16 protein-coding genes and 1 pseudogene are annotated in these 19747 nt (G+C 68.8%); 8 read left to right on the forward strand and 9 right to left on the reverse strand.

The genetic code is table 11. The features are described from left to right. The 5 genes and pseudogenes from DN824_RS17120 to pdeM form a co-directional block, all read left to right on the forward strand. Window positions 1-242, forward strand: a pseudogene (locus tag DN824_RS17120) (hypothetical protein); the annotation flags it as partial. A gap of 82 nt (window positions 243-324) precedes the next feature. Further along, window positions 325-1341, forward strand: a complete 1017-nt coding sequence (locus DN824_RS17125; protein ID WP_138409624.1) for a ligase-associated DNA damage response exonuclease — start codon at window positions 325-327, stop codon at window positions 1339-1341. Between the two features lie 31 nt (window positions 1342-1372). Next, window positions 1373-3142 carry an ATP-dependent DNA ligase gene (locus DN824_RS17130; protein WP_138409625.1) on the forward strand — a complete coding sequence of 590 codons (1770 nt, stop codon included), beginning with the start codon at window positions 1373-1375 and terminating at the stop codon, window positions 3140-3142. A gap of 163 nt (window positions 3143-3305) precedes the next feature. Next, the gene (locus tag DN824_RS17135; RefSeq protein WP_349751788.1) at window positions 3306-5873 is read left to right on the forward strand and encodes a ligase-associated DNA damage response DEXH box helicase; all 2568 of its coding nucleotides are present in this window, start codon (window positions 3306-3308) and stop codon (window positions 5871-5873) included. A 39-nt stretch (window positions 5874-5912) separates the two neighbouring features. After that, window positions 5913-6584, forward strand: coding sequence for a ligase-associated DNA damage response endonuclease PdeM (pdeM, locus tag DN824_RS17140; RefSeq protein WP_138409627.1), 672 nt, complete (start codon window positions 5913-5915; stop codon window positions 6582-6584). Here pdeM and DN824_RS17145 read toward each other — a convergent pair. Continuing rightward, window positions 6573-6800, reverse strand: coding sequence for a hypothetical protein (locus tag DN824_RS17145; protein ID WP_138409628.1), 228 nt, complete (start codon window positions 6798-6800; stop codon window positions 6573-6575). The two genes, pdeM and DN824_RS17145, sit on opposite strands and share 12 nt — an antisense overlap. A 301-nt stretch (window positions 6801-7101) precedes the next feature. Here DN824_RS17145 and DN824_RS17150 point away from each other — a divergent pair, with 301 nt between their 5' ends. After that, window positions 7102-8427 (forward strand): erythromycin esterase family protein, encoded by a 1326-nt coding sequence (locus DN824_RS17150; RefSeq protein ID WP_138409629.1) that lies wholly within the window; start codon window positions 7102-7104, stop codon window positions 8425-8427. Between the two features lie 2 nt (window positions 8428-8429). Beyond that, the gene (locus DN824_RS17155; RefSeq protein ID WP_138409630.1) at window positions 8430-9092 is read left to right on the forward strand and encodes a phosphoribosyltransferase; all 663 of its coding nucleotides are present in this window, start codon (window positions 8430-8432) and stop codon (window positions 9090-9092) included. A gap of 52 nt (window positions 9093-9144) precedes the next feature. On the opposite strand, the gene DN824_RS17160 is transcribed toward DN824_RS17155, so the two are convergent. Next, on the reverse strand, window positions 9145-9333 hold the full coding sequence (locus tag DN824_RS17160) for a hypothetical protein (RefSeq protein ID WP_138409631.1): 189 nt from the start codon (window positions 9331-9333) through the stop codon (window positions 9145-9147). Between the two features lie 484 nt (window positions 9334-9817). Here DN824_RS17160 and DN824_RS17165 point away from each other — a divergent pair, with 484 nt between their 5' ends. After that, window positions 9818-11200 (forward strand): uracil-xanthine permease family protein, encoded by a 1383-nt coding sequence (locus DN824_RS17165; RefSeq protein ID WP_138409632.1) that lies wholly within the window; start codon window positions 9818-9820, stop codon window positions 11198-11200. Window positions 11201-11343: 143 nt separating this feature from the next. Here the strand turns inward: DN824_RS17165 and DN824_RS17170 are convergent, their stop codons facing one another. The 7 genes from DN824_RS17170 to DN824_RS17200 form a co-directional block, all read right to left on the reverse strand. Further along, on the reverse strand, window positions 11344-11883 hold the full coding sequence (locus DN824_RS17170; protein WP_138409633.1) for a DUF2058 domain-containing protein: 540 nt from the start codon (window positions 11881-11883) through the stop codon (window positions 11344-11346). An 88-nt stretch (window positions 11884-11971) separates the two neighbouring features. Next, window positions 11972-12814, reverse strand: a complete 843-nt coding sequence (gene mazG, locus DN824_RS17175) for a nucleoside triphosphate pyrophosphohydrolase (protein WP_138409634.1) — start codon at window positions 12812-12814, stop codon at window positions 11972-11974. A gap of 104 nt (window positions 12815-12918) precedes the next feature. Further along, a complete protein-coding gene (relA, locus tag DN824_RS17180; protein WP_138409635.1) occupies window positions 12919-15162 on the reverse strand; it encodes a GTP diphosphokinase in 2244 nt (747 codons plus the stop codon). A gap of 87 nt (window positions 15163-15249) precedes the next feature. Further along, a complete protein-coding gene (gene rlmD / locus DN824_RS17185) occupies window positions 15250-16608 on the reverse strand; it encodes a 23S rRNA (uracil(1939)-C(5))-methyltransferase RlmD (RefSeq protein WP_138409636.1) in 1359 nt (452 codons plus the stop codon). 52 nt (window positions 16609-16660) lie between these two features. Continuing rightward, the gene (cysM, locus tag DN824_RS17190; RefSeq protein WP_138409637.1) at window positions 16661-17563 is read right to left on the reverse strand and encodes a cysteine synthase CysM; all 903 of its coding nucleotides are present in this window, start codon (window positions 17561-17563) and stop codon (window positions 16661-16663) included. Between the two features lie 79 nt (window positions 17564-17642). Continuing rightward, the gene (locus tag DN824_RS17195; RefSeq protein ID WP_241666726.1) at window positions 17643-18983 is read right to left on the reverse strand and encodes a sensor histidine kinase; all 1341 of its coding nucleotides are present in this window, start codon (window positions 18981-18983) and stop codon (window positions 17643-17645) included. Window positions 18984-18985: 2 nt separating this feature from the next. Then, window positions 18986-19696: a response regulator transcription factor gene (locus DN824_RS17200; RefSeq protein ID WP_138409639.1), complete on the reverse strand. Its 711-nt coding sequence runs from the start codon at window positions 19694-19696 to the stop codon at window positions 18986-18988. Window positions 19697-19747 lie beyond the last annotated feature (51 nt).

The following is a 19747-nucleotide window of genomic DNA, read 5'->3' on the forward strand; positions in this document are numbered from 1 at the left end:
CGCCCGCCCCGCTCAAGGTGGCGCCTCGCGACGAATACATGGCGGCCTTCAGCGACGTGCAGGCACCGGACTTCGGCATCGCCCCCGTCGGCGCCGACCTGCAGGACAGCAAGCCGGACGCCTCGCCGCCGGCCGTGGACCTCTCCCAGTTCAGCCTGGCGCCGGTCGGCAGCGACATGGGCGAGAAGCCCCGCGCCGCTGCCGGCCCCGTCCCGGACACCTCCCACTTGAAGCTGCAGTAACCCGCCTCCCCGGGCCGCCCGACGAACTCCGAAGGGCTGCCCGCGCTCCAAAGCCTCAAGCCCCCAAAGCCTGCAGGCCTCAATGGACCTCGTCATCGCCCGCCCGGAAGGGCTCTATTGCCCGCCCGGCGACTTCTACATCGACCCCTGGCGGCCGGTGGAACGCGCCGTCATCACCCACGCCCACGGGGATCACGCGCGCTGGGGCATGACCCACTACCTGGCCGCCGCGCCCGGCGAAGGCATCCTGCGTTCGCGCATCGGCGCGGACATGCCGCTGCAGACCCTGCCCTACGGCGAGACGCTCGATCACCACGGCGTGAAGCTCAGCTTCCACCCGGCCGGCCACGTGCTCGGCTCGGCGCAGGTACGGCTCGAACACAAGGGCGAGGTGTGGGTCGCCTCGGGTGACTATAAGGTCGAGCCGGACGGCACCTGCACACCGTTCGAGCCGGTGCGCTGCCACACCTTCATCACCGAATCCACCTTTGGCCTGCCGATCTACCGCTGGCCGGCCCAGGCCGAGGTGTTCAGCGACATCAACGACTGGTGGCGGGCCAACGCCGCGACCGGCCGCACCAGCGTGCTGTTCTGCTATGCCTTCGGCAAGGCGCAGCGAATCCTCCACGGGCTCGACGAAAGCATCGGCGATGTGGTGGCGCACGGCGCGGTGGAGCCGCTCAACAGGGTCTATCGCGAGGCCGGCGTCTACCTGCCGCCGACGCTGTACGCCGGCGACCTGAAAAAGACCGACCCGCGCCTGCGCCGCGCCCTGGTGCTCGCCCCGCCCTCGGCCGGCGGCAGCACCTGGATGCGCCGCTTCGGCGACTACTCCGACGCCTTCGCCAGCGGCTGGATGATGCTGCGCGGCACCCGCCGGCGGCGCGGGGTCGATCGCGGCTTCGTGCTGTCCGATCACGCCGACTGGCCAGGCCTGCTCTGGGCGATCGAGCAGACCGGCGCGCAGCGCGTGATGGTCACCCACGGCTCGGTCGCGGTGCTGGTGCGCTACCTGCGCGAACAGGGGCTCGATGCCCAGGCCTTCGAGACCGAATACGGCGAAGAGGACGACACCGACACGCAGGAAGGCGCCGCATGACCGACCGCACCCACAGGGGGCAGCCCCGCCGATGAAGGCCTTCGCCGAACTCTACACGCGGCTGGACGCCACCACCTCGAGCAACGCCAAGCTCGCCGCCATGCGCGCCTACTTCGCCCAGGTGCCGGCCGAGGACGCGGCCTGGGCGGTGTACTTCCTGGCCGGCGGCCGACCGCGCCAGCTGGTCCCCACCCGGGTGCTGCGCGAAACCGCGATACGCGTCGCCGGCATCCCCGAATGGCTGTTCGAGGAGAGCTACCAGGCGGTCGGCGACCTGGCCGAAACGGTCTCCCTGCTGCTGCCCAGCTCGACCCACAGCGCCGACGAGGGCCTGGCCAGCTGGATGCAGGACAAACTCCTGCCGCTGCGCGGATTGCCGCCCGAAGAGCTCGCCGCCCGCCTGCCGGTCCTCTGGCAACAGCTCGACCAGCGCAGCCTGATGACCTGCCTGAAGCTGATCACCGGCGCCTTCCGGGTCGGCGTCTCGCGCCTGCTGGTGACCCGCGCGCTGGCGGCCCTGGCCGACATCGATCCCAAGCGCGTCGCCCAGCGCCTGGTGGGCTACACCGACCTGTCCCATCGCCCGACCGCCGAAGGCTTCCGGGCGTTGATCGCCGCCGAGTCGGACGACGAGCACGCCCAGCGCGGCGGCCAGCCCTACCCGTTCTTTCTCGCCCACCCGTTGCAAGCCCCGGTGGAAGCGTTCGACACCCTGCTGGGCCCGCCGGAGGGCTGGCAGATCGAATGGAAGTGGGACGGCATCCGTGCCCAGCTGGTCAAGCGCGATGGCCAGCTGTGGGTCTGGTCGCGCGGCGAGGAGCTGGTCAGCGAGCGCTTCCCGGAACTCTGCGCGCTGGCCGGATGCCTGCCGGACGGCAGCGTGATCGACGGCGAAATCGTCGTCTGGAAACATCCTCCGCAGCCGGCCGAGCGCCAGGCCAGCCTCGACGACGAGGCCGATCTGGCGCGACAGAGCGCGCCCAAGCAGGCCGAAGCCCTTTGCCGAGGCGACGAGGCGGCCGTCGATGCGCTGCCGCGCGAGTTCGGCATCCAGCCGTTCGCCCTGCTGCAGCAACGCATCGGCCGCAAGACGCTCAACGCCAGGGTGCTGGAACAGGCGCCGGTGGCCCTGCTGGCCTACGACCTGCTCGAGTGGCAGGGAGAGGACTGGCGCCAACGGCCACAGCACGCGCGGCGCCAGCAGCTCGAAGCGGTGGTACGCGACTGCCCCAACCCGGTGCTGATGGTCTCGCCGCTGCTGCACGGCGACCGCTGGGAGGATCTCGCGCGCCAGCGCGAAGCCTCCCGCGAGCTGGGCGTCGAGGGCATGATGATCAAGGCGCGCGAGGCCCACTACGGCGTCGGGCGGACCAAGGATGTCGGCGTCTGGTGGAAATGGAAGATCGACCCCTACTCCGTCGACGCCGTGCTGATCTATGCGCAGCGGGGCCACGGCCGGCGCGCCAGCCTCTACACCGATTTCACCTTCGCCGTCTGGGACGGCGCGCCGGGCGATCCGGAGCGCAGGCTGGTGCCCTTCGCCAAGGCCTACTCGGGCCTGACCGACGAAGAAATGCGCCGCGTCGACGCCATCGTGCGCAAGACCACCGTGGAAAAGTTCGGCCCGGTACGCAGCGTCACGCCGACACTGGTCTTCGAACTCGGCTTCGAAGGCATCGCCGCCAGCAGCCGCCACAAGAGCGGCATCGCGGTGCGCTTCCCGCGCATGCTGCGCTGGCGCCACGACAAGCCAGTGGACGAAGCCGACACGCTGGAAACCCTACGGGCATTGTTGCCATGAAGCTGGGCGCAGGTGTTCGACCCCATTCGCGGTCAAGACCGATCCCACACAAGCCCTCGGCGCAGTCCGGGGATTCCTGGTCGAGCCCACACAGGCTCCCCGCCATTCCTGTGGGAGCGGTCTTGACCGCGAACAGGCCGGCCCCGGTCCTGGAGAGGTGTCGGTGACCCTGGGCGAAGACTGGTTCGCCGGCAAGGGCTGGCAGCCCTTCCCCTTCCAGCGCGAGGTCTGGGCGGCGATCGGCGCCGGCGAGTCGGGGCTGCTGCATGCCACCACCGGCGCCGGCAAGACCTACGCGGTCTGGCTCGGCGCGCTGACCCGCTTCGCCGAGCACGCGCGGCCCGCGGCGAGAGGCTCGCAGCCCGCGCCCCTGACCGTCCTCTGGATCACCCCCATGCGTGCCCTGGCGGCCGACACCGCGCGGGCGCTGCAGGCGCCGCTGGATGAGCTTGGGCTGGGCTGGAGCGTCGGGCTGCGCACCGGCGACACGTCCAGCAGCGAGCGCGCCAGGCAGGGACGCCGGCTGCCCTCGGCGCTGGTCACCACGCCGGAAAGCCTGACGCTGCTGCTCACCCGCGCAGACGCCCGCCAGGCCTTCGCCCAGGTCGGCATGGTGATCGTCGACGAGTGGCACGAGCTGCTCGGCAACAAGCGCGGCGTGCAGCTGCAACTGGCGCTTGCCCGGCTGCGCCTGTGGCATCCGCCGCTGATGGTGTGGGGGCTGTCGGCCACCCTGGGCAATCAGCCCCATGCCCTGGACGTACTGCTGCCCGACGGCCAAGGCCGCCTGGTGCAGGGCCGGGTCGCCAAGGACCTGAAGATCGACACCCTGCTGCCGCCCGCCGTCGAGCGCTTCCCCTGGGCCGGCCATCTCGGCCTGCGCATGCTCAGGCAGGTGGTCGCCGAAATCGATGCCGCCGCCACCTCGCTGGTCTTCACCAATACCCGCTCGCAATCGGAGCTCTGGTACCAGGCGTTGCTGGACGAGCGTCCGGACTGGGCCGGGCTGGTCGCCCTGCACCACGGCTCGCTGTCGCGGGAAGTGCGCGACTGGGTGGAGCTGGGCCTGAAACAGGGCGCGCTGAAGGCCGTGGTGTGCACCTCCAGCCTCGATCTGGGCGTGGACTTCCTGCCGGTCGAGCGTGTCCTGCAGATCGGCTCGCCCAAAGGCATCGCGCGGCTGCTGCAACGGGCCGGGCGTTCCGGGCATGCGCCGGGGCGCGTCTCGCGCATCACCCTGGTGCCGACCAACAGCCTGGAGCTGGTGGAGGCCGCCGCCGCTCAGGACGCGGTGGCCGAGCGCCGGATCGAAGGCCGCGAGGCGCCGGACAAGCCGCTCGACGTGCTCGTCCAGCACCTGGTCAGCATGGCCCTTGGCGGCGGTTTCAGGCCTGACGAGCTGCTCGCCGAAGTGCGCACCGCCTGGTCGTACCGCACCCTGTCCGACGCCGAGTGGGCGTGGGCACTGGCCTTCGTGCGACACGGCGGCCATTCGCTCACCGCCTACCCCGACTACCAGCGGGTCGAGCCCGACGAGCACGGCGTCTGGAAGGTGCCGAGCCGGCGCGTCGCGCTGCGCCACCGGATGAGCATCGGCACCATCGTCAGCGACTCCAGCCTGCACGTGAAGTACTGGGCCAAGGGCAGCGCGGGCGGTTCGCTGGGCAGTGTCGAGGAAGGCTTCATCGCCCGCCTGCGCCCCGGCGACTGCTTCCTGTTCGCCGGACGGCTGCTGGAACTGGTCCGGGTCGAGAACATGACCGCCTTCGTGCGGCGCGCCACCGGGCGCAAGGCGGCGGTGCCGCGTTGGAACGGCGGGCGCATGCCGCTGTCGAGCGAGCTGGCGGACGCGGTGGTCAGGCGCCTCGCGTCGGCCGCCATGGGCCAGTTCGACAGCCCCGAGATGCGCCTGGTGCAGCCGCTGTTGCAGGTGCAGCTGGACTGGTCGGGACTGCCATCCGAGGACACGCTGCTGGCCGAGACCCTCAAGTCGCGCGAAGGCTGGCACCTGTTCCTCTACCCCTTCGCCGGCCGCCACGTGCACCTGGGGCTGGCCAGCCTGCTCGCCTGGCGCATCGCGCAACGCACGCCGCTGACCTTTTCCATTGCCGTGAACGACTACGGGCTGGAGCTGCTCAGCGCGACCGAAGTGGACTGGTCCCGCTGGCTCACGCCCGAACTGCTGACCAGCGACGACCTCCTGCACGACGTGCTCGGCAGCCTAAACGCCGGCGAGCTGGCGCGGCGGCGCTTTCGCGAGATCGCCCGGATCGCCGGGCTGGTATTTTCCGGCTATCCCGGTGCGCAAAAGAGCGCCCGCCAGCTGCAGGCCTCCAGCGGCCTGTTCTTCGACGTGTTCCGCCAGTACGACCCGCAGAACCTGCTGCTCGACCAGGCCCAGCAGGAAGTGCTGCGCCAGGAGCTGGACGTGCGCCGCCTGGAGCAGACCCTGGCGCGCCTCAGGGCCCGCAGGCTGGACCTGCATGCGATCAGGCGCACCACGCCGCTGGGGTTTCCGCTGATGGTCGAGCGCTTTCGCGAGAGCATGAGTTCCGAAAAACTCGCCGACCGCATCCGCCGCATGGTCGCGGATCTGGAAAAGGCAGCAGGCCCCGGCGGCTACCAGCCCGAGCCTTCGGCGCCGCTGAACGTCGAGCGCGACAGCGCACCCAAGCGCAAGCCCCGGGCGGGTAAGGACGGCACGCCGAGGCGCAAGAAGCCCCTTGCCTGAGGCGCGCCCAATCGCCGGCCCTGACGGTAGACTGTGCCGATGACCGAACCCCTGCGCATCGAACATGCCGGCGCCGAACTCTGGCTGCTGGCCGACAAGGCACTCTACTGGCCCGAACAGCAGGCGCTGCTGATCGCCGACATCCACTTCGGCAAGGCCGCAGCTTATCGTCGCCTGGGCCAGCCGGTTCCCCACGGCACCACCGCCGCCAACCTGCAGCGGCTCGACGGGCTGCTGGCGCGCTATCCGGCCCGGGAGATCATCTTTCTCGGTGACTTCCTCCACGCCCCCGAATCCCGGAGCGAGGCGACACTCGCCGCGCTGCGCCAGTGGCGGCAGGCCTGCCCCGAGCTGCGGCTGACGCTGATACGCGGCAACCATGACCAGCGCGCCGGCGATCCACCCGACGATCTCGCCGTCGAGGTGGTCGACGAGCCGTTGCTGCGTGGCCCGTTCGCGCTGCAGCACGAACCGCGCCCGCACCCGACCCACGCGGTGCTGGCCGGGCATCTGCATCCGGCCTTCTGCCTGCTGGGCAAGGGCCGGCAACGCCTGCGCCTGCCCTGCTTCAGCTTCGAGGCGCAGGTCAGCCTGCTGCCGGCGTTCGGGGAGTTCACCGGCGCGATGGAGGTCGACGCCGCACCCGGGCGGCGCCTGTTCGTGGTCGGTGATGGCGGTGTTTGGGCGGTGGGAACCGGCTCAGGCCTGTGAGATGCCGGTGATGGTGATGCCGAAGCGATCGGCCAGGCGGGTGGCCGGGGTCTGCTCCTCGTCCGAGGTTGGCTCGACGTCCTGCTCGACGTATTCCTTCTCGGCCTTCGCGGTCACCAGTTCGATGGCCCGATCCATGTCCGGCTTCTGCTCGGAATCGGTCTTCAGGGTCGCGGTATTGCCGTCTTTGCTGTACGCGATGATCCAGGTAGTCATGTAATGCCCTCGTCAGTCATGGGAAACCCTGCCTCAGCCGTGCCTGCATTCCTGACCCGTGCGCGGTGCTGCCGACGGCCTCGCCGTCGCAGCCCTGCGCCACGCCATGTCTTCGCTACTCGCCCTGTTCGCCGCCGGATGGCCGCCTTCGCATTCACGGGCCTGAAGCGTGGACCTGTACCGAATTAGTACCCAGCACGGGCAACCAGTTCAGCGACCGGCTCCCCGCCTTCCGTCGAGCCGACGGAACAAGGCCCGGCGCCATCGAGTCAGCCGAACAACAGGCCAGAGGACCGCGAACATGAAGGCGCCCACGCTCGACGAAGACCAGCTGGTCGCACTGCTGCGCGAACGGGGCGAACCGTTGCCCGCGCTGGACGACCCGGCATTCGCCGCGTCCTTCGACCGCTTCGCCGACGCGCGGGTGGTGCTGATCGGCGAAGCCAGCCACGGCAGTTCCGAGTTCTACCGCGCCCGCGCGGCCATCACCCGGCGGCTGATCGAGCGACATGGCTTTCGTATCGTCGCGGCCGAAGCCGACTGGCCGGACGCCGCCCGGATCGACCGCCACGTGCGCCAGGGGCAACCCTCTACCTGGCTCCAGGACGCCTTCAAGCGCTTCCCCACCTGGATGTGGCGCAACCGCGAAGTGGCCGAATTCGTCGACTGGCTGCGCCAGTACAATGCCGACCGGACGGGTGCCGAGCAGGCCGAATTCCGTGGACTGGACGTCTACAGCCTGGGCTCTTCGCTGACCGAGGTGCTCGGCTATCTCGATCGCGTCGACCCGGACGCCGCCGCCGTCGCCCGGCGGCGTTACGGCTGCCTGACGCCCTGGCAGCACGAGCCGGCCGAATACGGCCACAACGTCACCCTGTTCGGCGAACCCTCCTGCGAGGAAGCAGTGATCGCGCAGCTGCGCGACCTGCTCGACCAGCGCCTGACCTACATGCAGGCCGACGGCGAGGGCTTCTTCAACGCCGAGCAGAACGCGCGGGTGGTGATGGCGGCCGAACAGTACTACCGGACCATGTATCGCGGCTCGACCGAGTCCTGGAACCTGCGCGACCGGCACATGTTCGACACCCTCAAGGCCCTGCTCGAACGTCGCGGCGACGACGCCAAGGCCGTGGTCTGGGCGCACAACTCGCATATCGGCAACGCGGCGGCCACCGCGATGGGCTGGGGCGGCGAATTCAACATCGGCGAGCTCTGCCGCACCGCGTTCGGCAACCAGGCCGTGCTGCTCGGCATGGCCACCGACCGCGGCCGGGTCGCCGCGGCCAGCAACTGGGACGAGCCGATGCAGGTCAAACAGGTCAGGCCCTCGCGTCCCGACAGCTGGGAGCAGCTGTTTCTCAAGGCCGGCCACCCGGTCTCGCTGACCGACTGGCGCGCCGACCGCGACCCGGAGCTGCGCGGCGCGCTGGCGCAGGCCCGGCTCGAACGCGCCATCGGCGTGATCTACCGGCCGGAGACCGAGCTGCACAGCCACTACTTTCGCGCCGTGCTGGCCGATCAGTTCGACGCGCTGCTGTGGTTCGAACAGACCGACGCGGTCGCCCCGCTCGGCCCCGAGAACCCCCAGCAGGACGGCGTGCCGGATACCTATCCGTCTGGAGAATGAAGATGACCGCTTTGCCGCTGACCGACCGCCGCGCCGCCGGGCGCGCCCTCGCCGAACGGTTGCAGCCCCATGCGGCGGACGACCCGCTGGTGCTCGCCCTGCCCCGTGGCGGCGTGCCGGTGGCCTATGAAATCGCCGTCGCGCTGAAGGCCGAGCTGGATGTCGCGCTGGTCCGCAAGATCGGCGCGCCCGGCAATCCCGAACTCGCCCTGGGCGCGGTGATCGATACCGAGCCGCCGCTCTGGGTCGCCAACGAGGCCCTGATCGCACGGCTCGCCACGCCCGACGCCTGGTTCGACGAACAACTGGACGAACAGCTGGCCGAACTCCGGCGCCGTCGCCGCGTGTATTGCGCCGAACGGCCAGCCCCCTCGCCGGAAGGACGGACGGTGATCCTGGTGGACGACGGCATCGCCACCGGCGCGACGGTCCGCGCGGTGCTGCTGGGATTGGCCGAATCGGCGGCGCAACGGGTGATCCTCGCCGTACCGGTGGCGCCGCGCGAGGTGGCGGAGCAGTTGCGTGGCGAGGTGGACGATCTGGTCTGCCTGGCGACGCCCGAGCCGTTTGGTGGCGTCGGCCAGCACTACCTGGATTTCGATCAGCTGGAAGACAGCGAGGTGTGTGCCCTGCTCGCGGCGGCCCGCCAGATCACCGACGGCTGAGGGGCCGGATGGAAAAAGCCCGCTACTGCGGTGGCAAGAGCGGGCTTTGTCTTCATGCCACCGGTGCCGGTGGCGGTTGATCGGGGACCATGGGCTCACCTGGCTCGGCGGGCAGATCCGGTACGCCGGGCTCGTCGGGATCGCCAGGCACGCCGCCCATCATCTCCAGACAGGTCGAAAGCATCGCTTCCTCGGCGGTGCCGAGATCACTGGGAAAGAGCGCGGTTTGAAAGATGGTCATAAAGCCCTCCACTATTCCCGACCGCATGCCGGGAATGATTGGTTCATACAGTAGAGGTCGCCCGGCGCCATAGATTCCCCCCCTTTGTCGGAGGCCGAGGCGAAGCGGGGCCGCCCGTTTCGGCATGAAGGGTACGCCTCGAGCGTCTGCACCTTTTTTCTGATCGAGGGTGCCTCGCCGCCCGGCGGTCCCGCCATTCGCAGCCCCACCGCTACCCGGAGAACGCTACAAAAGCGGGCGACCTGCCCCATTCGGGAGCAGCCATTGGCGGCACGGCAGCCTTCCGGATGATCCGACCGCGCTGCTCGCCGAGATGCGCCGCATTGCCGCGAAGCCCCGCAGCACGGGGCGTTCCGAGGCGTAGCGCCGGCGCTACGACCAAAAAACCTAAGCGATTGGTCAGCTTCTTGCAAAAGCCTGGCGACACCGAGACAGGCACCCCGAGCCTGCGCCTTCTTCGCTGTTCGCATCCGAGGTGACTGCCATGCAACAACCCGCCGAATCAGAACTGATCCACGGCCTGGACGATCGCCCCGCCCCGCTGCCAGCCCTGTTCGCCGCGTTGCAGCACATCCTCGCCAGCTTCGTCGGGATCATCACCCCGCCGCTGGTGATCGGCGCCGTGCTCGGTCTCGGCGATCACCTCCCGTACCTGATCAGCATGGCGCTGATGGTGTCGGGCGTCGGCACCTTCCTCCAGGCGCGCAGCCCCTGGGGCATCGGCGCCGGGATGATCTGCCTGCAAGGCACCAGCTTCGCCTTCCTCGGCGCGGTGCTGTCGGCCGGCCTGCTGGTCAAGGGCCGCGGCGGCAGCCCGGAGGACATCCTGGCGATGATCTTCGGCGTGTGCTTCCTGGGGGCCTTCGTGCAGATCGTGCTGAGCCGCTTCATCAGCCAGTTGCGCAAGGTCATCACGCCGCTGGTGACCGGCATCGTCATCACCCTGATCGGCGTCAGCCTGATCAAGGTCGGCATCACCGACCTCGGCGGCGGCTTCAAGGCCGAGGACTTCGGCGCGCCGCGCAACCTCGCGCTGGGCGCGCTGGTGCTGCTGACCATCATCCTGCTCAACCGCTCGCAGCAACCCTGGGTGCGGCTCTCGGCGATCATCATCGGCCTGGCGGTCGGCAGCCTGGCGGCCTGGTTCAGCGGCAAGCTGGTCCCGCAGCCGCTGCCCGACCTGCCGCTGATGAGCGTACCCGTGCCCTTCCGTTTCGGCTTCGCCTTCGACTGGACGGCCTTCATCCCGGTGGCGCTGATCTACGTCATCAGCACCATCGAGACGGTCGGCGACCTGACCGCCAACTGCATGCTCTCGCGCCAGCCGATCGAGGGCCCGAGCTACCTCAAGCGCCTGCGCGGCGGAATCCTCGGCGATGGCGTCAGCTGCCTGATCGCCTCCACCTTCAGCGCCTTCCCCAACACCACCTTCGCGCAGAACAACGGCGTGATCCAGATGACCGGTGTCGCCAGCCGCCACGTCGGGCTGTACATCGGCGCGCTGCTGTTCGTGCTCGGACTGTTCCCGCTGCTCGGCGCCGTGCTGCAGCAGATCCCCAAGCCGGTGCTCGGCGGCGCGACCCTGATCATGTTCGGCAGCGTCGCCGCGGCGGGCATCCGCATCCTTTCCCAGGTGAAGCTGGACCGGCGCAACATGCTGATCATCGCCGCCTCCCTGGGCATCGGCCTGGGCATCGCGGCGCAGCCGGAGCTGTTGCATCAGATGCCGACGCTGGTGCAGAACCTCTTCGAATCGGCCATCACCTGCGGCGGCCTCACCGCCATCCTGCTGGACCTGCTGCTGCCACGGGAAAAGGCGGCGGACGCCACCGCCAGCGCCAGCCTCCAGGAACCGCAAGGGACCTGAGGGGCGCGCAGTGCTTCTGTGAGGTCAGGCGAGCCGGTTCGGCGCAAAAGGGAGGCGACGCCCAACCCTCTGCCGGTGGAGCGAGGAGCTGCCTGGGGGAATCCACCCCGGACCTGAGCCATGCGGATCAGGCCCGGCCAGTATCACCACATCAGGTCGTCAGGCACCTTGTAGGCGGCATAGGGATCGTCGCCATCAGGCTCTTCGGTCTGGGTGTTGAGCAGCACGATGCGGCGCGGGTCGCGCTCCTGGATCTTCAGGGCCGCATCGCGAGGGATGATCTCGTAGCCGCCGCCATGGCGCACGATGGCCAGCGAGCCGGACGAAAGCTTGTCGCGCATCAGCTTGTTGACCGAGATACGCTTGACCTTCTTTTCGTCGACGAAATTGTAGTAATCCTCGGTGGTCAGCTTCGGCAGCCGACTGGTTTCGATCAGTTGCTTGACCTGCGCGGCGCGGGCCTTCTGGTCGGCCTTTTCCTTCTGCTGGCGGTTGAGCTCCTGGTCGCGGGCGAGCTTTTCGGCCTGGGCCTTGAGGGCGGCTTCGCGCTGGGAGTCGTCCTTCTCGACCTGGCCCTTCTTCTCCAGCCGCTGCTGTTTCTGCTTCTGCTTGGTGGCCTGCTTGGCCTGCTTTTCGTTGACCAGTCCGGCCTTGAGCAATTGATCGCGAAGGGAAAGACTCATGTTCGACTCGTTCTAATCCGAAAGGTAATCCGTAGGTGCCAAGTGTAGGGCCTGACCGGGGGACGGGAGCAACCCATCCGCGCCCCTGTCACTCGCCCGAACAGGCTGGTGCCGCCGATTTCTCGGCTTTCTTGGCCTCGCCCCAGAGGGCGTCCATCTGCTCGAGGCTGGTGTCCTGCAACGAGCGCCCCGCTGCACGCAGCGCGTCCTCGATGAAGCGAAAGCGCCGCTCGAACTTGGTATTGGCGCTGCGCAGCGCCGCTTCCGGCTCGACGCCCAGGTGCCGCGCGAGGTTCACCGCCACGAACAGCAGGTCGCCGATCTCCTCGGCGATCTGCTGCGGATCGTTCTCGCTCATGGCTTCGAGCACCTCGCCGAGTTCCTCGCGCACCTTGTCCACCACCGGTAGCGCCTCGGGCCAGTCGAAGCCGACCTGGGCGGCGCGCTTCTGCAGCTTGGCCGCGCGGCTGAGCGCCGGCAGCGCCGCGGGCACGTCGTCCAGCAGTGACAGCTGCTGCGGGGCATCGGCCTTCTCGGCACGCTCCTCGGCCTTTATCTCTTCCCAGCGCTGCCTGATCTGCGCCTCGTCGAGGCGCGGCAGGCCGGTCGAGCCGTACAGATCACCGTCCGGGAAGACATGGGGATGGCGGCGCACCAGCTTGCGGGTGATGGCATCGACCACCGTGGCGAAGTCGAAGCGCCCCTCCTCCCTGCCCAGCTGGCTGTAATAGACGACCTGGAACAGCAGGTCGCCGAGCTCGCCGGGCAGGTGATCGAAATCGCCGCGCTCGATCGCATCGGCGACTTCGTAGGCCTCCTCCAGGGTATGCGGGACGATGCTCGCGTAGTCCTGCTCGAGGTCCCAGGGGCAGCCATGCTGCGGATCGCGCAACCGGGCCATCAGGTGCAACAGGTCGTTGAGTTGGTACATGGAATGCTCTTAGCTGGAAGCTGGAAGCTGGAAGCTGGAAGCTGGAAAGCCTGCCCTGAAACGCTTCTGCTTCCAGCTTCAGGCTTCCAGCTCATGGCTGTTTTTCAAGTCGCCCTCTGGCGCTTGGCCTCGATGATGTTGGGCAGCTGCGAGATGCGCGCCAGCAGGCGACCCAGCGCATCGAGGCCGGGTATCTCGATGGTCAGCGACATCTGCGCGGTACTGTCTTCCTTGTTCGAGCGGGTGTTCACCGAGAGCACGTTGATGCGCTCGTTGAGCAGCACCTGCGATACGTCGCGCAGCAGGCCGGCGCGGTCGTAGGCGCGGATCGTGATGTTCACCGGGTAGGTCTTCTCCGGGATCGGCCCCCAGTTGACCTGAATGATCCGCTCCGGCTCGCGCCCGGACAGCTGCAGCACCGAGGCGCAATCCTGCCGGTGAATGCTGACGCCACGGCCCTGGGTGATGTAGCCGACGATCGGATCGCCCGGCAGCGGCTGGCAGCAGCCGGCCATCTGCGTGAGCAGGTTGCCGACGCCCTGGATCTGGATGTCGCCGCGCTTGCCCGGCTTGTGCGGCGCGCCGCGCCTGGGGATCAGCTCCAGCTGGTCGAACCCGCGCTCGGGCTCGACCAGCTGCTGGGCCAGGTTGACCAGGTGCGCCAGGCGCAGGTCGCCGGCGCCGAGGGCGGCGAACATGTCTTCCGCGGCGCGCACGTTGGCCTTCTCGGCCAGCTTGTCGTAGTCCACCGGCGGCAGGTCGAGGCGACCCAGCTCGCGCTCGATCATCGCCTTGCCGGCGGCGACGTTCTGGTCGCGCGCCTGCAGCTTGAACCAGTGGACGATCTTGGCCCGCGCGCGCGAGGTGGTGATGTAGCCCAGGTTCGGATTCAGCCAGTCGCGGCTCGGCGAGCCCTGCTTGCTGGTGATGATCTCCACCTGCTCGCCGGTCTGCAGGCTGTAGTTGAGCGGCACGATGCGGCCGTTGACCTTGGCGCCACGGCAGTTGTGGCCGATCTCGGTGTGCACCCGGTAGGCGAAGTCCAGCGGCGTCGAGCCCTTGGGCAGGTCGATGGCGTGGCCGTCGGGGGTGAAGACGTAGACGCGGTCGGGCTCGATATCGACGCGCAGCTGGTCGGCCAGCCCGCCGATGTCGCCCAGTTCCTCGTGCCATTCGAGCACCTGGCGCAGCCAGGAAATCTTCTCTTCGTAGTGGCTGGAGGTGGCCTTGACGTCCGTGCCCTTGTAACGCCAGTGGGCGCAGACGCCGAGCTCGGCTTCCTCGTGCATGGCGTGGGTGCGGATCTGCACCTCGAGCACCTTGCCGTCCGGGCCGATCACGGCGGTGTGCAGCGAGCGGTAGCCGTTTTCCTTGGGGTTGGCGATGTAGTCGTCGAACTCCTTGGGGATGTGCCGCCACAGCGTGTGGACGATGCCGAGCGCCGTGTAGCAGTCGCGCATTTCCGGCACCAGCACCCGCACGGCGCGCACGTCGTAGATCTGGCTGAACTGCAGGCCCTTGCGCTGCATCTTCCGCCAGATCGAATAGATGTGCTTGGCGCGCCCGTCGATCTCGGCGACGACGCCGGTGGCGGCCAGCTCGTCCTTCAATTGCTGGACGACGTTGGCGATGTACTGCTCGCGGTCGAGCCGGCGCTCGTGCAGCAGCTGGGCGATCTGCTTGTACTGCTCGGGCTCCAGGTAGCGGAACGACAGGTCCTCGAGTTCCCACTTAATGTGGCCGATGCCCAGGCGGTGCGCCAGCGGCGCATAGATGTCGAACACCTCGCGGGCGACGCGGTGGCGCTTCTCGTCGTCGGCGCTCTTCACCGCGCGGATCGCGCAGGTCCGTTCGGCGAGCTTGATCAGCGCGACGCGCACGTCGTCGACCATCGCCACGAGCATCTTGCGCAGGTTTTCCACCTGCGCCTGGGTGCCCAGCACCAGGGATTCGCGCGGGTTGAGGCTGGCGCTGATGGCCGCCATGCGCAGCACGCCTTCGATCAGCTTGGCGACCACCGGCCCGAAGCGTTCGGCGACGTCGGCGAGCGGAATCTTGCCCTCCCGGACGCCACGATAGACCACGGCCGCCACGAGCGAATCCTGGTCGAGCTTGAGGTCGGCGAGGATTTCGGCGATCTCCAGCCCCGTCTGGTAGCTGGAAGTGCCTTCACCCCAGAGGTTCTGCGCGGCGTTGGCCTGCTGCTCGGCCATCTTGGCGAACTCGCATGCCTGCTTCAGCGCCTCGCGGTCCAGCGCCGGATCCATGCTCAGCACATGATCGAGCCAGCCGTCGAGATTGATGCTGCCATCGGTGTTGATAGGCTGAAGCGCCCTCACCTGTACCATCTAGACCTTCCCCTGCGCGGATGCGCCGACTTCGCCGGCATCTGTGTGCCGGTTGGTTGAACCACAGGCCAGTGCCCGTATGAGCCACTACACGCCTGGCTTCTCGAACAGCGCCATCGCCTCGACGTGCGCCGTTTGCGGAAACATGTCCATCATCCCGGCCCGTACGAGCCGGTAGCCCTGGCGGCTGAGTTCTGCCGCGTCACGGGCCAGGGTGGCAGGATTACACGAAACATAGACCACGCGCCGCGCCCCCAGACTCGCCATTTGTTTCACCATTTCTAGCGCCCCGTCCCGCGGTGGATCGAGCACTACCGCGGGGAATCCGCCCCGGGCCCAGGGGGCATCGGCAAGCGCCTTCGACAAGTCGGCCTGGTAAAAGTGCACGTCCTCCAGACGATTATGCTCCGCATTGGTGCGTGCACGCTGCACCATCGCCTCGACACCTTCGACACCCGTCACCCGGGCACCTGCCCTGGCCAGCGGCAAGGAGAAATTGCCCAGCCCGCAGAACAGATCCAGCACCCGCTCCCCTTCCTGTGGCGCCAGCCAGTCGAGCGCCTGCGCCACCATCGCTTCGTTGACCGCCTCGTTGACCTGGATGAAATCCCCCGGTCGCCAGTGCAGCTCCAGCCCCCAGGGCGCCAGCCGATAACCGAGCCCGCGCGACGGATCGTGGGGCTGCGGCTCGGCGCTGCCCTGCAACCAGAGCTGCGCGCCCTGCGCGGCGCAGAAACCCGCCAGGCGATCCAGGTCGGCTTCGCCCAAGGGCGCGGTGTGGCGCACCAGCACCGCCTCGTCCGTGCCGCTGAACAGCTCGACATGGCCGATCGCCTGCGGCTTGTCGAGCCCCGCGAGCGCCTGGGGCAATGCCAGCAGGATCGTTTGCAAGGGCTGTACCAGCACCGGGCACTCTTCGACGGCGATGATGGTCTGGCTGGAGCCGGCACGAAAGCCGACATCGAGCCGGCCGGCAGCGGCATCCCAGCGCACCGCGACGCGGGCGCGGCGCCGGTAGCCGAAGGCCGGCCCGGTCAGTGGCGCGGCCCAGTGCTCGGGCTCGAGCCCGGCGACACGCTGCAGCTGCTCGGCCAGGGTGCGCTGCTTGAGCGCCAGTTGATCCTCTTCGCTGGCGTGCTGCAGGGTGCAGCCGCCGCACACGCGGGCGTGCCGGCAGGGCTCGGTGCGACGCCTCGGGCTGGGGGTCAGGATGCGCTCGCCGCGCGCCTCGACGATCTGGGCGCGGGCGTTGAGAACCCGTGCCTCGACCTGTTCGCCGGGCAAGGCGCCTTCGACGAACCAGGTGCGGCCGTCGACGAAGGCGATGCCTCGCCCGTCGTGGGCCAGGCGGTCGATCTCCAGGCGTTGTTTCTTGCCGGTCGGCACCTGCGCCTTGCGCTCGCCGCCACTGGGCTGGAAGCGCAGGCCGCCGCTACGTTTGGCCATGTTCGATTACCGGTTTGCAATGAAAGGGCGCGCCGGACGACGCGCCAGGGGTCTAGCGGGGCTCGTCGTAGACGCCGGTCGACAGGTAGCGGTCGCCGCGGTCGCAGATGATCGAGACGATCACCGCGTTCTCGACTTCCTGCGACAGCCGCAACGCCGCCGCCACCGCGCCGCCGCTCGAAACGCCGCAGAAGATGCCCTCTTCCCGGGCCAGCCGGCGCATGATGTGCTCGGCCTCGCTCTGCGCCATGTCGACGATCCGGTCGACGCGCTCGCGCTGGTAGATCTTGGGCAGGTACTGCTCCGGCCAGCGGCGGATGCCGGGGATCGACGCGCCTTCCATCGGCTGCAGCCCGACGATCTGCACCTGCGGGTTCTGCTCCTTGAGGTAGCGCGACACGCCCATGATGGTCCCGGTGGTGCCCATGGAACTGACGAAATGGGTGATGGTGCCGCCGGTCTGCTGCCAGATCTCCGGGCCGGTGCTGGCGTAGTGCGCCTCGGGGTTGTCGCCGTTGGCGAACTGGTCGAGCACCTTGCCGCGCCCTTCGGCCGCCATCTTCACCGCCAGGTCGCGGGCGCCTTCCATGCCCTCTTCCTTGCTGACCAGCACCAGCTCGGCACCGTAGGCGGTCATCGCCGCCTTGCGCTCGGCGCTGGAGTTGTCGGGCATGATCAGGATGAAGCGATAGCCCTTGATCGCCGCCGCCATGGCCAGCGCGATGCCGGTATTGCCGGAGGTGGCTTCGATCAGGGTATCGCCGGGCTTGATGTCGCCGCGCGCCTCGGCCCGGGCGATCATCGACAGCGCGGGGCGATCCTTGACCGAGCCCGCCGGGTTGTTCCCCTCAAGCTTGACCAGCAGGACGTTGGAGGTATCGCCGGGCAGGCGCTGCAACCGCACCAGCGGGGTATTGCCGACGCAATCGGCGATTGTGGGGTACTTCGGGGTCATGGCGTCGATCGGATCCGGACGGCAGGAAAGACGCCCATGATACCGGCAAACCATGGGCTGCCGTAGTCCGATGATGCCTTCAGGCCGCCGTCATGCGCAGGGTGACCCGCAGGCCGCCGCCCCGGTTCTCGGCCCATAGCTGGCCGCCCTGCAGATGCAGGCTGCTGCGCGCGATCGACAGCCCCAGGCCGTAGCCCTCGCCGCCCGGCCGCGCGCGGTCGAGCCGGGTAAAGGCGTCGAAGATGCGCTCCAGATCGGCCTCCGGCACCCCGCCGCCCTGATCCTCCAGCCAGAGGTCCCACTGGCTGGCGTGGCGCTCGCCGCCAAAGCGTACCGTCGCCCCCTGCGGCGAATGGCGGATGGCGTTGCGCAGCACGTTCTCCAGCGCCTGGGCCAGGCCATTGAGGTTGCCGACCACCCGGCAGTCGTCCGGGAGCTCGCTGACCAGCTGCTGACGCGACCAGCCGCTCTCGAAGCTGGCATCCTCGGCGATGATCTCCCACAGCGCGCCGACCTCGATCGGCTCCAGCGGCAGCTGCGGTCGCTCGGTGTCCAGCCAGACCAGCTCCAGGGTGTCGCCGATCAGCTGCTGCATGCCCTGGACCTCGCGCTCCAGGCGCAGGCGCAGCGCCGCCAGGTCCTGCTCGTTCTCGCCGGCGACCCGCAGGCGGCTGAGCGGCGTACGCAGCTCGTGGGACAGGTTGCGCAGCAGCTGGCGCTGGAACACCAGGGTGTTCTCCAGCCGACCGGCCATATGGTCGAAGGCGCGCGACAGGTCGCCCAGCTCATCCTGGCGGCGGCTGACCTGCGGCGGCGCGCGCGTCCCCAGGCGTTCGCCGCGCAGGGCGTTGGCCTGCTCGCGCAGATCTTCCAGCGGCGCGATCAGCAACCGGTAGAGCAGCACGCAGAACAGCAGCGCCATCGCCGCGGGCAGCACGCCGTGCACCAGCAGTTGCCAGGAAAGGTGGTAACCGTCGGGCTTGAAGCGCTCGGGCAGCTGGATCACCAGCTGGCCCTGCTCCGGCTCGTCGGGAAAGGGAATGCCCAGGTAGGGAAACCCCGCGCCGCGTGGGCTCATCGGCCAATCGAGCCGGCGCAGGAAGGTCAGGTGCTCGCGCTCCTCGGCGCTCAGCCCACGGTTGCCCAGCGGCTGCAGATCATGCCCGACCACCACCGCCCAGGTGTGCTCGCGCGCGGCGAGGTCCGCCAGCCAGCGGTCGATCGCATCCGCCCCACCCGTGCGCCAGACCGCCTGGGCCTTGGCCGCATGAGCGCTCAGCTGCGCCTGCGCATCGGCGGTCAGGCGGTGCCCCTGGCGCTGCACGTACTGCCCGATCGACCAGCTCAGCCAGATCGCCGTCAGGCAGAAGCCGATCAGCAGCACCGCCAGCTTCCAGAACAGCGAATGACGCCCCGGCAGGCTCAAGCGGTGATCCGCGTCAGCAGGTAGCCCTTGCCCCACACCGTCTCCAGCCGCCCGGTGGTGTATCCGATGGCGGTCAGCTTGCGGCGGATGTGGCTGATGTGCATGTCCAGGCTGCGGTCATGGCTGGCGTAGCCGCGGTGCAGCACCTGCTGATACAGGTAGGGCTTGCTCAGCACTTCCTCGGCGTGGCGGGCGAGGATTTCCAGCAACCGGTACTCGGTGGCGGTCAGGCCCGCCCAGGCGCCGGCGTGGCAGACATCGTTGCGCTTGCCGTCGAACGCAAGCTCTGGGTTGTCCCTCACCGGCTCCTGCTGGCGGCGCTCGTAGGCGACACGGCGCAGCACCGCATCGATGCGCACCCGCATCTCGCCCATGCTGAAGGGCTTGGGCAGATAATCGTCGGCACCCTGGCTGAAACCGGCGATGCGATCCTGCTCGGCGCCCAGGGCGGACATCAGGATCACCGGCACGGCATGCTCGCGCCGCAGCCGTGACAGGACCTGCAGGCCGCTCTGGCCCGGCAGCATGATGTCCATCAGGATCAGGTCGAAGACCTCCTCGCAGGCCAGGCGCAACCCCGCTTCGCCATCGTGGCGCAGGGTCACCTGGTAATCGGCCTGGGTCAGGTGGCTGGCAAGATGCCCGGCCAGCACGGGGTCGTCTTCGATGACCAGCACCCGGCTGGCCGCCAAAAGGGGAGCGATCATTTCTCACCTGCGAATGGGAATGGTTCCTGATCGGCATTGTTGCAAAAGCTG

It is taken from the genome of Stutzerimonas nosocomialis (genome assembly GCF_005876855.1).
Taxonomy (GTDB): Bacteria; Pseudomonadota; Gammaproteobacteria; order Pseudomonadales; family Pseudomonadaceae; genus Stutzerimonas; species Stutzerimonas nosocomialis.